This window comes from Geminicoccaceae bacterium, assembly GCA_020638465.1.
Taxonomy (GTDB): domain Bacteria; phylum Pseudomonadota; class Alphaproteobacteria; order Geminicoccales; family Geminicoccaceae; genus JAGREO01.
In genome coordinates, this window is the sequence record JACKIM010000002.1 from 1,358,315 (window position 1) to 1,371,071 (window position 12,757).

Genomic DNA, 12,757 nt, shown 5'->3' on the forward strand with positions numbered 1-12,757 from the left:
CGGAGGAACCCGAAAACATGACCGTGGCAGGTATCTTTTTTCCCGTGTCCCATCGTGCAGTGCGATGCCGGACTTCACCCGTGAGACCGGGGACGCCGATTGTCGTGAACGGCAAACCCGTTCCCGTCCACTACACGTGCTGTTGAAATCCCGACAGGGTACAGGTCAGGTTTTCGCCAAGACTGTCCGAGAGATAACCTCCCTCCTGGACGAATAATACCGGCAGTCGGGTTCTGGCGATGGCGGCACCGATGCGGGTAAAGCCGTCCCGGGTCACGGCCAGCCCCTGAAACGGGTCGTCGACCGAGGCGTCCAGCCCCAGTGCGATGACCAGCACATCCGCACCGAACTTCGCCGCGCGATCGAGGGCGACGGCCAGCGTCTCCAGATAGGTCCCGTCCGCCGTCCCCCGCGCCAGCGGCAAATTGAGGTTGTAACCCAGTCCCCGTCCCTCCCCGCGCTCGTGCGCATGCCCCCAGAAGAAGGGATAGAAACGCGCGGGATCGGCGTGAATGGACACGGTCAGCACATCGTCCCGATTGTAGAATATCCCCTGGGTGCCATTGCCGTGATGGACGTCCACATCGACAATGGCGGGCCTCAGGCCGGCCGCACGCAACCGCTCGGCGGCGATGCCTGAATTGTTCAGGAAGCAGAACCCGCCGGCGAGATCGCCGAAGGCGTGGTGTCCGGGAGGACGTGACAGGGCATACACGCCACGCTCGCCGCCGGCGACCAGATCCGCGCCGGAGATGGCCGTCTGGGCCGACCAGTAGGCCGCCTGCCATGTGCCTTCGGCAATCGGACAGGCGGTGTCGGCCTGATGGTATCCCGCCTGTCCCACGGCGGACTTCGGATAGCTGTCGGACCGGCGCGCGGGATGAATGTTGGGGATCACTTCGGCACCGGCATTGGGAATACGCCGCCAACGCGTGTAGATATTCTCCAGAAAAGCAAGATATTCGGCCGTATGCAGGGCTGCCAGAGGTCCAAGCCCGGCGTCCCGCGGCGATTCAAGGGTACATCCCGCCGCTTGCGCACCGGCCTTGAGCACATCGATCCGCGCGGGTTGCTCGGGGTTGGGGAGGATCACGCCATTGGCCATGAAATGCTTCGGGTCGTGAACCCGTTGCCGGTCGTCGAGAACTGCCTTCATCGCCCACCTTTCATGGCTGCGCATCCTGCGGCATCGAGTATCAGGTCGTGCTGATCGCCGAGAGGGGAAAATCCCATACGATTGTAGAACCGCAGGGCATCAGGACTGGAATGGTAGACGCTCAGCTTGATGAAACCGGCTCCCCAGATCGCCTCGCCATCCTGCAATGCCGCCGCGAGCAACCGCCGCCCAAGCCCCTGCCCACGCACCGCCGCCGCCGTCCAGAGGTCCGAGACATAGATGCCCGCACCGCCTCGCGTGGTGGAAAAACATGGGGAATAGAGCGCCACCCCGACAAGATCACCGTTGCCGCTCTCCGCCATTTGCGCCCGGAACACCGGCGATGGCCGCCAGCCGGCGAGCGCGAGGGTCTCGGCGGTGGCCGCGTGAACATCGCCCAGATCCTCCGACAGACGCGCCAGACCGGCATCCAGCCTGTGCGCATCCCCTGCCCCGGCAAGCCGCACCGCGATATCCGTCATGAGGATCGGCGGCATCTCAGCCCGCCTTCATGACCGGAGCGATCTCGCTCGCGAACTGCGTCAGGGCCGTATCGAGACCCTCGATGATCTCGTCCAGGTGGACCGGTTCGACGATCAGCGGCGGGCACACGAGGATATGGTCGCCCTCGATGCCATTCCTGGTCCTGCGGGAATAGACGATCAGTCCCAGTCCATAGGCGATGTCGACAAAGCGTTGGTGGGCATTCAGATGCCCTGGCAGCGGCGCCTTCGTCTCGCGGTCGGACATGAACTCGAATGCGGTGAGAAGGCCCTTCCCACGGACATCGCCGATGATCTCGTGCTTCTGCATCAACCCGGCGAGACGGCCCATCAGTGTCTCGCCCATCGCGGCGGCACGGGCGCAGAGGTCCTGCCGTTCGACCTCGTCGATCACCGCGAGCCCGGCGGAACAGGCCAGGGGATTGCCGGCATAGGTAAAGCCGTGCGCGAATCCGCCTGCATCGAGAACAGGCTCTACCAGCCGCTCATCCACGACCATGGCTCCAAGCGGCACATATCCCGCCCCGAGGCCCTTCGACAACACGACAATATCGGGTCTCGTTCCCCAATGCTCGCAGCCGAGAAACCTGCCGGTGCGGCCGATACCGGTCATCACCTCGTCAAGGATCAGCAGGACACCATGGCGGTCGCAGATTTCGCGGATCCGCTCCATGTAGCCCTCCGGCGGCACCAGTGCGCCGGTGGACGCCCCGCCCACGGGCTCGACGATGAAGGCCAGGACGCTGCCGGGACCCTCCGCCTCGATCCGCGCCTCAAGCATGTCGGCATAGTGATGGCCGGTCGCCGGATCGTCGGGATCCAGGCCGTCCAGATAGGCCCGCGGTGCCGGCACCTTTGGCATCACCCGCATCATCGGCTCGAACGGATCGGTCAGCGTCGCATAGCCGGTGACGGCCAGCGCGCCCAGCGTGCATCCGTGGTAGGATGGCGATCGCGAGATGACCTTCCAGCGGCCGCCCTGCCCCGTTGCCAGCGCGTGCTGGCGGGCGAGTTTCATGGCACTCTCCACGGCCTCCGATCCACCGGAGACGAAGAATACCCGCGTCAGCCCTTCGGGCATGAGCCCCGCCAGCCGGGATGCGAGAGCCTCCGAGGCTTCCGTTTCAAAATGGAGACGATAGCCGAAGGTCGACTTTTCCATCTGGCGCTGCATCGCCGCCAGGACATTGGCGTTGGAATGACCGATATTGCAGACCATCGCCCCCGACGAACCGTCGAGATAGCGCCGGCCATCCTTGTCCCACATGTAGATCCCGCGCGCCTGTTCGAGCACCGGCTTCCGGCCGCGACCCTGGTAGAACAGATGGCTCATGTCATGCTCCGGGCAGGCCCGCGCAATCCTGCGGACGGAAGGCGGCGGTTACCGTACTGCCTTTCGGGAAAGGACGCTCGTCGATCATGTTGATGGCCTGCAACTGACGCTCCCCCACCTTGATGAAATAGCGCACGGTCTGGCCCTGGTAGTCCACTGTTTCGACGATCGCGTCACGCGCGACCTGTCCGGCGGAGGATGTACCATGTGGCAGGAGTTGCAGCTTTTCGGCCTTGAGCACCAGCTTTGCCGGGCCGCGTGCGACGTTCGGCGCCTTGCGGGATGGAATCTCGACCGCACCAAATTCGGGAACATCCATGACGACCCCGCCTGCCCCCATGCTGGAACAGGTCCCCTCGATGATGTTCGACGCACCGAGAAAACTGGCGACGAACTCGCTGGCCGGGCTGTTGTAGACCTCCTCCGGCGTGCCGACCTGTTCGACCCGCCCCGCACTCATCACCACGATCCGATCCGACATGGCCAGCGCCTCCGACTGGTCATGCGTGACGAAGACGGTGGTCACGCCGATCTGGCTCTGGATGCGCTTGAGCTCCACGCGCATGTCCTCGCGAAGATTGGCGTCAAGGGCCGAAAGAGGCTCGTCGAGAAGGAGGACCTCGGGCTCGATGACGATCGCGCGGGCCAGTGCGATGCGCTGCTGTTGACCACCGGAGAGTTCCTTCGGATAGCGATCGCCGACATGCGGCAACTGGACGAGATCGAGGACGGCCTTCACCCGTCTGGCCATCTCGGGCTTCGGCACGCCGCGATATTTGAGGCCGAAGGCGATGTTGTCCGCCACCGTCTTGTGCGGGAACAACGCGTAGTTCTGGAAGACGATGCCGAGATTGCGCTTGTGGATCGGAACCGAATTGACGCGTTTCCCGCCGATCAGGATATCGCCTTCCGTCGGATCCAGCAGTCCGGCAATCATCCTCAGATTGGTGGTCTTGCCGCAGCCGGACGGTCCCAGCAACGTGACGAACGCGCCTTCGGGAATTTCAAGCGTGGTCTTGTGAACCGCCGTGAAATTGCCGAAGCGCTTCACGATGTCCTTGAGCAATACGGAACTCAAAGCGACAATCTCCGCATGGTGGCCCTCTCCCCTGCGGGAGAGGGCTCGGGTCTCAATAGCCTTTCTGCACCCGGCCGAAGGTCTTCGACCAGTCGGCCTCATGACCGTTCCAGTAGGCCGGATCGGCAAAGGTGAGGCCCGACAGCGTGCCGGTCGGATCGAAGGCCGGCAGTGTCGGGATCTTCTCGCCAAGCTCGACTTTCTGCGGATCGAGCGCCGGCGGATAGTTCTGCCCCTCGGCAACCGCGATCGAGGTCTCCGGCGCCAGCATGAAGTTCAGGAGCTCCTCGCAGGCCTCCATCGGCGAGCCCTTGATCACGAACATGCATTCCTGCCAGCCGAAGCCGTTGGGCGGGTCGAAATAGCCGATGTCATGCCCCTGCTCCTGCAGGGCATAGATCCGCCCCGACCAGCCCTCGGTGACGTAGATTTCCTCTTCGGCAAGCAGGCTCATCAGCTCGGCACCCGACGTCCAGTACTTCAGGGCAAGATCCCGGTGCTGGCGCACGGCGTTCCAGGCCGCTTCCTCGTCCGTGATGCCGTTCGGGTCCTGATCTGTCTGCAGCGCCGCATACCACATGCGGGTACGCCAGTCGGCCCATCCGCCGATCTTGCCCTTGTAGGCTTCGTCGATCAGGATCCGGGCACCCTTCTCCTGCATCTCCTCGTCGGAAATGTACTTGCGATTGTAGGCCAGCCCGGTCGTGCCATAGTCGTAGGGAACGCAACTCAGGGTACCGTCGGTCACCGCGCGGAAGACGTCGACCAGCTTCGGAATGACATATTCCAGATTGGGGATATTGTCTTCGTTGAGTACGGTCGTCAGCCCGAGTCCATGATAGCGGGCATAATCGAAGACACCCGACAGGTGCGCGATGTTGTACTCGCCGGGCTGGCTTGCCTTGACCCGGCTGAGATATTCATCCCCTCCACCGAAGGTGCCATCCACCACCTCGATACCGGTGGCGGCGGTAAAGGGATCGAACGCGTTGGCGCGCAGGGCCTCGGAAACCACACCGCCCCAACCGTCGAACCTGACCTGGGTGACATCCTGCGCCAGCGCGCGATAGGGCGTGACAAGGCCGCAGGCCGCACCGGCGGCCCCCAGAAGTCCCAGGAAGGTCCGGCGTTCGAGGTCGCCATTCAGGTAGCGCTCGCGAAGACGCTCGCAGCGTCCGATATCGTTCGGTTTTCCAGTCATGGGGTCCTCCTTGTGGGACATGGGCGTATCGGGATCACGGATCGGACTTTCGGGAGAACCGCCGGGCGATCGCCGCTCCGGTCAGCGGCAATCCAACCGTCATGAAGATCATCACGGTCCCGAGCGCATTGATCTCCGGACTGATCGAGTTGCGCAGCATGGCAAAGATCTGGGTAGGCACCGTCTCGACGCCGCCGGGCTTCCAGAACAGTGTCCCGGTGATGTCGTCGAAACTGATGGTAAAGGCAAAGAGCGCACCCGCGAGAACCGCGGGCAGCATGAGGGGCAGGGTGATCTCGAAGAAGGTCTGGACGGGGCTCGCGCCGAGACTCATCGCCGCCTCCTCCACATCGCGCCGGATGCTGATGAGCCGGGCCTGCACCACGAGGACCACGAAGGGCAGCGTGAAGATGACATGACCGAACAGCAGCAGCGCGAAGCTCTTGTGAATGCCGAGGAAATTGAGGAACAGCAGCAGTGCCACGGCGAGCACGACCTCGGGAACAAGGATCGGCGCGATCAGCAGGGTGGATATCGCATTGGCTCCGGGCACCCGGTAACGTACCAGTGCGAGGCTGGCCAGTACCCCGAAGGTCGTCGAGATCAGCGCCGTCAGGAGCCCGAGCACGACCGAGGTCCGAAAGGCGCGCAGGATGGCCTCGTTCTGCGCCAGCTCGACGAACCAGCGAAGGGACAGGCCGGTCATCGGAAAACTGCCGAACTGGTTGGCGTTGAAGCTCAGCAGCACGACGACCGCGACCGGCAGGAACATGAAGAGATAGACAAGAACGGCCCAGCCGCGGATCAGCGGCCATCCCCGGCGCATCAGCCCAGTCCCTTCATCAGTTGCGCCATTCCGAGGTAGCGGTTGTAGATGGCCACCAGTGCGCCGAGAACCGCCAGCAGCATCAGGCTGAGCGCCGAACCCAATGGCCAGTTGAGCTGGGTGATGATCGCCTCGAACACCAGGTTCGCGAACATCGCATCGGTCGGGCCGCCCAGGACCAGCGGCGTGATGTAGGTCCCGGCACCCAGCACGAAGCACAGCAGCCCGCCCGCCGCCAGTCCCGGCAACGAAAGGGGAAGCGTGACCTCCAGAAAAGTCTGCCAGCGGGTAGCACCCAGCGAGTTGGCGGCATCCTCCAGATTGGTATCGATGCCATCGAGGCTGACAAAGACATTGAGGATCATGAACGGAAGCAGGAAGTGCACAAGTCCCAGAATGACGGTGGTCTCGTTGTAGAGAATGTTGAGGGGTTCATTGATGATCCCGACGGCCAGCAGGGCCGTGTTGAGCGCCCCCGACACGCCGAGGATGTTGATCCAGCTCAGGGTCCGGATGATGTAGCTGATCCAGAAGGGCAGCATCAGGAGCAGCAGGAGAATAGCCTTGTTGCCGCGCGACCTTGCGATGAAGTAGGCGGCCGGATAGCCCATCAGGGCACAGGCCAGTGTGGTGATCGCGGCAATGCGCAGGGTGCCGATCAGGATGTCGCGATAGAACGGGTCGGTCAGCGCTTCGTGCCAGTTGTCCAGATGGAAGCCCATCTCGTCCGCGCCGGTCGCCGTGCGCAGCCAGAAGCTGTAGACCGCGATGAACATGAGCGGCACGAACAGAAGCAGCGTTACCGACCCCAGGGCCGGAGCCAGCAGGATCCACGGCTGGCGCGCCTCGCGGGCTTCGACGGACATTCCGCTCCCCATTCATGGTCTCTTGCCGAAAAGGATGCGAAGTGGCACGTCATAGATCAAATAGATAATGAGAATTTCGATTATAGACAATGTCTATGAAGCACCATGACCCCGCCGGCAGACATGGCCGGGGCAGCGAACCGGAGCGGATCCTGCGCGAGCTGGACTGGAATTTGCTCCGTACCTTCGTCGTCCTGGCCGAGAGCCATTCGATCACCGAGGCGGCACAGCGCCTGCGGCTGAAGCAGCCTTCGGTCTCGGCGGCCCTGAGGCGACTCGAGGACCGGATCGGCCGCAAGCTCCTCGACCGCTCGCCCGGCCGCTACCAGCTGACGGATGCCGGGCAGCTGCTCTATCGCGAGGCGGTCGAGATCCATGGCTCCGTCCTGCGGCTCTCGACCCTGATGCGGGACCTGACCGACGACGTTCAGGGGCATGTGCGGATCAATGTCGCCAGCCACGTGACCTGCCCGCTGTTCGATGCGGCCCTGGCGCGGTTCCATGCCGCCCACCCGCATGCCACCGTCTCGATCGACGTGCGTTCGAGCGCCGAAGCAGTGGCGGAAGTCATGGCCAAGCGGGCATCCTTCGCCATCTGCCTGGTCCGCGACCACAATCCGAGGCTCGAATACAGGCGGCTCTATCGGGAGTATTTCGGCCTGTTCTGCGGACCTCACCACCCGCTGTTCGGACGGGAGGACCTCGAACCCGGCGACCTCGCCGGACACGGCTCGGTCAGTTTCGAGACCGATCACCTGCAGGACGTGCTGCGGCCGGTGACCATGATGCGCGTCCAGGCCAGGCTGGCGCAGCGGATCACCGGACTTTCCAGCCACCTGGAGGAAGTCCGCCGCATGATCATTGCCGGTCTTGGCATTGGTCCCCTGCCGGTCCATGTCGCCAGACGGGATGTCCGCGACGGCCTGCTCTGGCAGCTTCCCCCTCATGCCGGGCTGCCGGCCATCGACGTTCACGTCGTCTGGAACACTCATGCCGTGAAGAACCGCGCCGAGGAACTTCTCCTGGCCAGCCTCCTCGACATGATCGAGGCAACCCCGATGGAAGAGCGAACCTATACCTGAAGGGAAGCCGAAGCCGGTCCCGCGGCGGTCAGCTCGTCCCCGGCAGGGCAGCGAGGATCGACGCGTTGAGCTCGTCCAGCAACCGGCTCAGCGCCAGGGCGTGGCTCGCCTTGTCCTCCGGATTCGCAACCTCGACCTGCTCACTGACATGACGCCGGGCAATTTCGCGGTCGCGGGAATCGACGATGCTCCAGTCCGCGTCGAGATGCGCGACACCACCGGCATCGGTATCGAAACGGGTAAAGTTGACCTCGATCCCGTAGTCGAACTCGGACTGGCGGCGTTCGGGCAGGCGCAACACCAGCTGCACATGCGGCTCGCGCTGCAGGTCGGCCGCCATGGTCCGCTGGATCAGCGTGTCCAGCGGTTCGATCCAGTTGTCCAGGTCGGCCAGCTCCATGCGGGTCTCGTCGATCTGCACGACCAGTTGCGGCCGGTTGAGATAGGCCGGCAGGCCGATGGGCGCCAGTGCCAGAACCACGCTCCCTTCGGCCGTCTCCGTGGCGGCCGTCTCCGTGGCGGCCGGCGCCGGTTCGACAGCCGCCAGCGTGTAGAACCGGGTTGGCGGAGTTTCGCTGCAGGCGGCCAGCAGCAGGACCAGCAGCAGACTTGTCCGGCGAATCATCTGAAATTTCCTCCCTTGCCGCGCAACAACGCTTCCGGATGCCGTTCGAGATACTGGGCGAAGACGCGCACCGACCGCGCCGCCTGGGTCAGCTCGCGCATGAGCTCGCCGGCGTCATAGGGCAGGCCGCCGTCCTTATCGAGCACATCCTGCGCATTCTTCGCGGTCTGGCTGACCCGCCGCATGGTCTCGCGCAGCTCCGCCATCAGCGGCGGGCTGTTGTCGGCCAGGTCGCCGGTGAAACGCCGGATGCTGCGGGCCGTCTCCTGGACCTCGGCGAGCAACTGGTCGATTTCCGGGGAACCTGCCCTGGAGGCGATCATCTCGACGGTGCGCCGCATGTCCTCGGCGATCTTCTCCAGCGGCAGGTCCTCGATGCGCGAAACGAACTGCTGCACGGTCGCTTCGAGAGCGTCGAGATCGCTCGGGATGGTCGGCATCACGGGAATGTCGCCGGAACGGTCGAGAGACGCCTCCCTGGCGTTGCGCTCGAAGACCAGGTCGACATAGAGGTCGCCGGTGATGAGGCTTGCCGTCTTGAGCTGGGCTCGCATCCCCAGCCCGATCAGCGTCTCGAGTTCGGCGTAGGCGGCATCGTCATCCCGGACGGCATTGTCGCCGTTGATCCGCTGCGGATGGATCTCGATGACGACCGGAATGGTGATCTGCTTGCTGGCTTCGTCGAGATGCAGGCTGATGTCGCTCACCTCGCCGACCTTCATGCCGCGGATCTCGACCGGCGCGCCGGGGCGCAGGCCGCGCACCGACCCGTCGAAATAGGCAAGGAGCGGCACCGAACGGGTGTAGCGCGCCTCGCCGACGCTGGATTCATCGGGATAGAGGGTGAACTGGTACTTCTCGCCAGCCCGTTCGGATGTCTTGAAGTCGGGCGTATCGAAGGTGATTCCACCCGTCAGGAAGCTCTGCAAGGTGCCGATCTTGACCCCGAAGCCACCGCTTCCGGCCTGCACCTGGACCGCCGATTCGATCCAGAACCGGCTCGCCTCCAGCACCATCTCGTCATAGGGCGCATGGATGAAGATCGGGATGTCGAACCGCTCCCTGTCCTCATTGAGCTTGTAGTCGAGCACCTGCCCGACCTCGAACCCCTTGTAGTAGATGGGCGTTCCGCGGTTGATGCTGCTGAGGTTCTGGCTTTCGAGAACGAAGCGGCGGCCGGGAACATCGAAGCGGAGCAGCGGCGGCTCGTCGAGACCCTTGAATGCGCTCGCCTCCTCTCCCCCCTTGCCCGGGTCGACCGAGATGTAGGACCCGGAAACCAGCGTGTCGAGACCCGACACGCCGCTGGTTCCCACCCGCGGCTTGACCACCCAGAAACGCGTCTCGTTGTTCATGTAGGGGTGAAAGCCCGGTACCATCTCGGCGGTCACCAGCACGCTCTTGAGGTCGTCGCTGACCTGGACCCTGACCACGTCGCCGACCACCACGTCCTTGAACTTGACCTTGGTGCGCCCGGCTTCGAGGCCCGCCGCATCGGGGAAGGTGATGACCACCTGCGGCCCCTTGTCGGCGAAATGGCGATAGCCGAGCCAGCCGGCGATCAGAATGGCCGCCAGCGGCACCAGCCAGATCACCGACAGGCCATGCCGTTGCCGGGTATGCGCCTCGGGTACCGTGTCGGAGGTGCCGGTATCCTTGTCAGACACGATCATTTTCTCCCAGATCTTCTGCATCCCAAATCAATCGCGGGTCGAACCGCATCGCGGCAAACATCGTCAGGATGACGACCGAGGCGAAGGCAAGCGCTCCCGGCCCGGGCTCGATGGTCGCAATCTGCCCGAGATCGACCAGGGCCGCCAGCAACGCGATCATGAACACGTCGACCATCGACCACGGGCCGATCACCTCGATGATGCGATAGAGCTTCGTGCGGTCGCGGGCCGACCGGCGCCCGCCGAACCGGACGGTTATCAGCAGGTAGGTCAGCACCGCCAGCTTGAGCACCGGCACCAGGATACTCGCGAACAGGACGAGCAGGGCCACCGGGACCATGCCGTGCTCCAGGAGCGTGAACACCCCACTCATGATCGTGTCCGGCTCGCTCTGGCCGAAGGAGACCACGCGCATCACCGGCAGCAGGTTGGCCGGAACGTAGAGAATGATGGCGGCGATCACCAGCGCCAGGGTACCGGCCATGGCATCGTTCTTGCGGCGATGCAGCGCCGAACCGCAGCGGCTGCATTGGCCATGGGCGGTACGGTCGTCGTTCAGCTGGCCGCAATCGTGGCAGGCCACGAGATGCCGGGGCGACGCCCCGTCCCGGCGCTGCGGCTCCAGCATGTCCCAGGCTTCCTGGCGGTTGAAGACGAATTCGGCCGCCGCAAGCAGCGGGATCAGCATGGCCAGCGACCACAGCCCGGCATGCAGCTCCAGCCGCGCGAGCTCGATCAGCTTGACGTAGCCGACGATCACTCCCAGCAGGAAGACCTCGATCATGGACCAGGGACGCAGGATCACCATCCAGCGCAGCCCCGTGGCCAGCCAGCGCCCGCGCATGCCCAGCCTGAGGGCGCCCAGCACCACGGTGGCGATGGCGATCTTGACGCCCGGCACGACCGTTCCGACCATCATGACCAGGAGCCCGAGGGGCCACATGCCGGCATGGGTCAGCGCGACCGCGCCTTCCCAGAGCCGCGTGGTCAGTTCCCGGCCTTCCAGTTCGAAGGTCATGAACGGCAGCGTGTTGGCCGTGATGAACAGGGCTCCGGCGGCGATGTTCAGCGCCAGTGCGCTCTCGATGCTGTTGTCGTGGGCCACCGCCAGGCTGGCGCCGCAACGCCGGCAATAGGCGCCCTCGCCGCCCCGCATCGGACCCAGGCGATGCAGGGTTCCGCAATCATGGCAGGCCACGAGCGGCGTTGCCGGGGATGCTGGCATATCGGCGGTTTCAGCAGTCATGGCGGTAACACTTGCTCGATGAACCCATGAAGGAGGTGGCCGTTCCGGCAACATTGATACGGACGAAACCGGCGATTGGCCGTGCCTTCGAGACAGGATCGCGCCCCGAAAACAGTCTGGCACGCATCGTGACCGTCGCGCTCTCTCCTATCCCCGATCCGCGCCCTGTCAAGAGTATGGCCGGTCAAATCGGACCGAATGAGATACCCGGCGATGGTGGCAAGCGGTTCGTGACGAAAGGTCACATGAACCGCGAGATCGTGTCCGGGTTTGGATCAGCAAGGATGGAAACATTGTTTTTATGATTTTATTCCTTGACTCTCATGCTGCCTTTCCATCATAACCTCCCCCCATGTCCCACACTTCTCCCACACCCCCCATATTGCCGCGCAAACTCGCCGGCCGGGTCTTTCGCTGGGGCGCGCCTCGTTTCCTGAAGGTGTGCTGGCTGGTGGTGACCGGGCGGCGCGGGGTGCTGGCCGGGCCGCAGGTCCGGCTTGATATGGCGGAGGTCGACGGGCTGGAACATCTGCCGCATGTGGCGGGTGTCCTGTCGGCGATGCGGGCGGGACTGTCCCCACATGGCGGTCATGGCCTCCGGGCGATCCTCCACCGCCTGCTGCTGTTCCACTCCCGCGACTGGTTCCGCCAGTTGCAGGACAACTCCCTGGCGCAATCCGTCGCCTCGGCGGATGGTGCCGAAAGGGCATGGCTGGATCGTGCCGGACGCAGGGGAATGGGGAATGTCATCACCTCGCTGCTGAAGTCGGTGGCCAGAGGGATCGACGTGCCGGATGTCTGCCCGGTGCCATGGTCGCTCACGAAGGACACTCCCGGGGCGGCGAAACCCGCAAGAACGAGGAAATCCCGCAGCGAGGAGGAAAGGCTCCGCGCAAGGGGACGGTCCCGCCTGCTCAAAAGTCTCCACGAGCATATCCTCGACGCGATGATGACGACCCCGCAGGCGGGTGCGTTTGCCATCTTCGCGCCCGACGAGCTGCGCCTCATCCGCGCGCTCCCGCCCGGCGATTTCCCCGACCTGCCGCCACCGCCCGTGCCGCCCGTGCCAGCGAGGCGGCCGCTGCCGGTGTGCAAACCCCACCCCGTGTTCGGAAAATCGCTCTCCGGCATCCCCTGACGCCTTTGCGCGAGTCTATTCTACAGTGGA

13 protein-coding genes are annotated in these 12,757 nt (G+C 64.2%); 3 read left to right on the forward strand and 10 right to left on the reverse strand.

Annotated elements, in window-relative coordinates:
- Nucleotides 1–130: 130 nt before the first annotated feature.
- The 7 genes from H6851_16595 to H6851_16625 are packed head-to-tail and all read right to left on the reverse strand — an operon-like array spanning nt 131 to nt 6,963.
- On the reverse strand, nt 131–1,156 hold the full coding sequence (locus tag H6851_16595; GenBank protein MCB9945227.1) for a histone deacetylase family protein: 1,026 nt from the start codon (nt 1,154–1,156) through the stop codon (nt 131–133).
- Entirely contained in the window at nt 1,153–1,638 is a 486-nt protein-coding gene (locus H6851_16600; GenBank protein MCB9945228.1) for a GNAT family N-acetyltransferase, read from the reverse strand. Before H6851_16600 ends, H6851_16595 begins: the two co-directional genes overlap by 4 nt.
- Nucleotides 1,639–1,654: 16 nt before the next feature.
- Complete coding sequence (locus tag H6851_16605) at nt 1,655–2,992, reverse strand: aspartate aminotransferase family protein (GenBank protein MCB9945229.1); 1,338 nt, start codon at nt 2,990–2,992, stop codon at nt 1,655–1,657.
- A gap of 1 nt (nt 2,993) precedes the next feature.
- Complete coding sequence (locus H6851_16610) at nt 2,994–4,070, reverse strand: ABC transporter ATP-binding protein (GenBank protein MCB9945230.1); 1,077 nt, start codon at nt 4,068–4,070, stop codon at nt 2,994–2,996.
- Nucleotides 4,071–4,122: 52 nt separating this feature from the next.
- Nucleotides 4,123–5,271: an extracellular solute-binding protein gene (locus H6851_16615; GenBank protein ID MCB9945231.1), complete on the reverse strand. Its 1,149-nt coding sequence runs from the start codon at nt 5,269–5,271 to the stop codon at nt 4,123–4,125.
- A gap of 34 nt (nt 5,272–5,305) precedes the next feature.
- Nucleotides 5,306–6,097: an ABC transporter permease gene (locus H6851_16620; protein ID MCB9945232.1), complete on the reverse strand. Its 792-nt coding sequence runs from the start codon at nt 6,095–6,097 to the stop codon at nt 5,306–5,308.
- Entirely contained in the window at nt 6,097–6,963 is an 867-nt protein-coding gene (locus tag H6851_16625) for an ABC transporter permease (protein ID MCB9945233.1), read from the reverse strand. The genes H6851_16620 and H6851_16625 overlap by 1 nt, the downstream gene beginning before the upstream one ends.
- Nucleotides 6,964–7,058: 95 nt before the next feature.
- On the opposite strand from H6851_16625, the gene H6851_16630 reads away from it, so the two are divergent.
- The gene (locus H6851_16630) at nt 7,059–8,045 is read left to right on the forward strand and encodes a LysR family transcriptional regulator (protein ID MCB9945234.1); all 987 of its coding nucleotides are present in this window, start codon (nt 7,059–7,061) and stop codon (nt 8,043–8,045) included.
- Between the two features lie 28 nt (nt 8,046–8,073).
- Here H6851_16630 and H6851_16635 read toward each other — a convergent pair whose 3' ends face one another.
- The 3 genes from H6851_16635 to H6851_16645 are packed head-to-tail and all read right to left on the reverse strand — an operon-like array spanning nt 8,074 to nt 11,589.
- Nucleotides 8,074–8,670 (reverse strand): membrane integrity-associated transporter subunit PqiC, encoded by a 597-nt coding sequence (locus H6851_16635; GenBank protein MCB9945235.1) that lies wholly within the window; start codon nt 8,668–8,670, stop codon nt 8,074–8,076.
- Nucleotides 8,667–10,337, reverse strand: coding sequence for an MCE family protein (locus H6851_16640; GenBank protein MCB9945236.1), 1,671 nt, complete (start codon nt 10,335–10,337; stop codon nt 8,667–8,669). The genes H6851_16635 and H6851_16640 overlap by 4 nt, the downstream gene beginning before the upstream one ends.
- Nucleotides 10,330–11,589, reverse strand: coding sequence for a paraquat-inducible protein A (locus H6851_16645; protein MCB9945237.1), 1,260 nt, complete (start codon nt 11,587–11,589; stop codon nt 10,330–10,332). Before H6851_16645 ends, H6851_16640 begins: the two co-directional genes overlap by 8 nt.
- Nucleotides 11,590–11,600: 11 nt before the next feature.
- On the opposite strand from H6851_16645, the gene H6851_16650 reads away from it, so the two are divergent.
- Together H6851_16650 and H6851_16655 are read left to right on the forward strand one after the other, a co-directional pair.
- Nucleotides 11,601–11,894: a hypothetical protein gene (locus H6851_16650; GenBank protein ID MCB9945238.1), complete on the forward strand. Its 294-nt coding sequence runs from the start codon at nt 11,601–11,603 to the stop codon at nt 11,892–11,894.
- A 47-nt stretch (nt 11,895–11,941) separates the two neighbouring features.
- On the forward strand, nt 11,942–12,727 hold the full coding sequence (locus H6851_16655) for a hypothetical protein (protein ID MCB9945239.1): 786 nt from the start codon (nt 11,942–11,944) through the stop codon (nt 12,725–12,727).
- The last annotated feature ends 30 nt before the right edge of the window (nt 12,728–12,757 follow it).

Coding starts and splice junctions, on each gene's coding strand:
- H6851_16595 (MCB9945227.1), bottom strand. CDS start 1,156: ATGAAGGCAGTTCTCGACGACCGGCAACGGGTTCACGACCCGAAGCAT.
- H6851_16600 (MCB9945228.1), bottom strand. CDS start 1,638: ATGACGGATATCGCGGTGCGGCTTGCCGGGGCAGGGGATGCGCACAGG.
- H6851_16605 (MCB9945229.1), bottom strand. CDS start 2,992: ATGAGCCATCTGTTCTACCAGGGTCGCGGCCGGAAGCCGGTGCTCGAA.
- H6851_16615 (MCB9945231.1), bottom strand. CDS start 5,271: ATGACTGGAAAACCGAACGATATCGGACGCTGCGAGCGTCTTCGCGAG.
- H6851_16620 (MCB9945232.1), bottom strand. CDS start 6,097: ATGCGCCGGGGATGGCCGCTGATCCGCGGCTGGGCCGTTCTTGTCTAT.
- H6851_16625 (MCB9945233.1), bottom strand. CDS start 6,963: ATGTCCGTCGAAGCCCGCGAGGCGCGCCAGCCGTGGATCCTGCTGGCT.
- H6851_16630 (MCB9945234.1), top strand. CDS start 7,059: ATGAAGCACCATGACCCCGCCGGCAGACATGGCCGGGGCAGCGAACCG.
- H6851_16635 (MCB9945235.1), bottom strand. CDS start 8,670: ATGATTCGCCGGACAAGTCTGCTGCTGGTCCTGCTGCTGGCCGCCTGC.
- H6851_16645 (MCB9945237.1), bottom strand. CDS start 11,589: ATGACTGCTGAAACCGCCGATATGCCAGCATCCCCGGCAACGCCGCTC.
- H6851_16655 (MCB9945239.1), top strand. CDS start 11,942: ATGTCCCACACTTCTCCCACACCCCCCATATTGCCGCGCAAACTCGCC.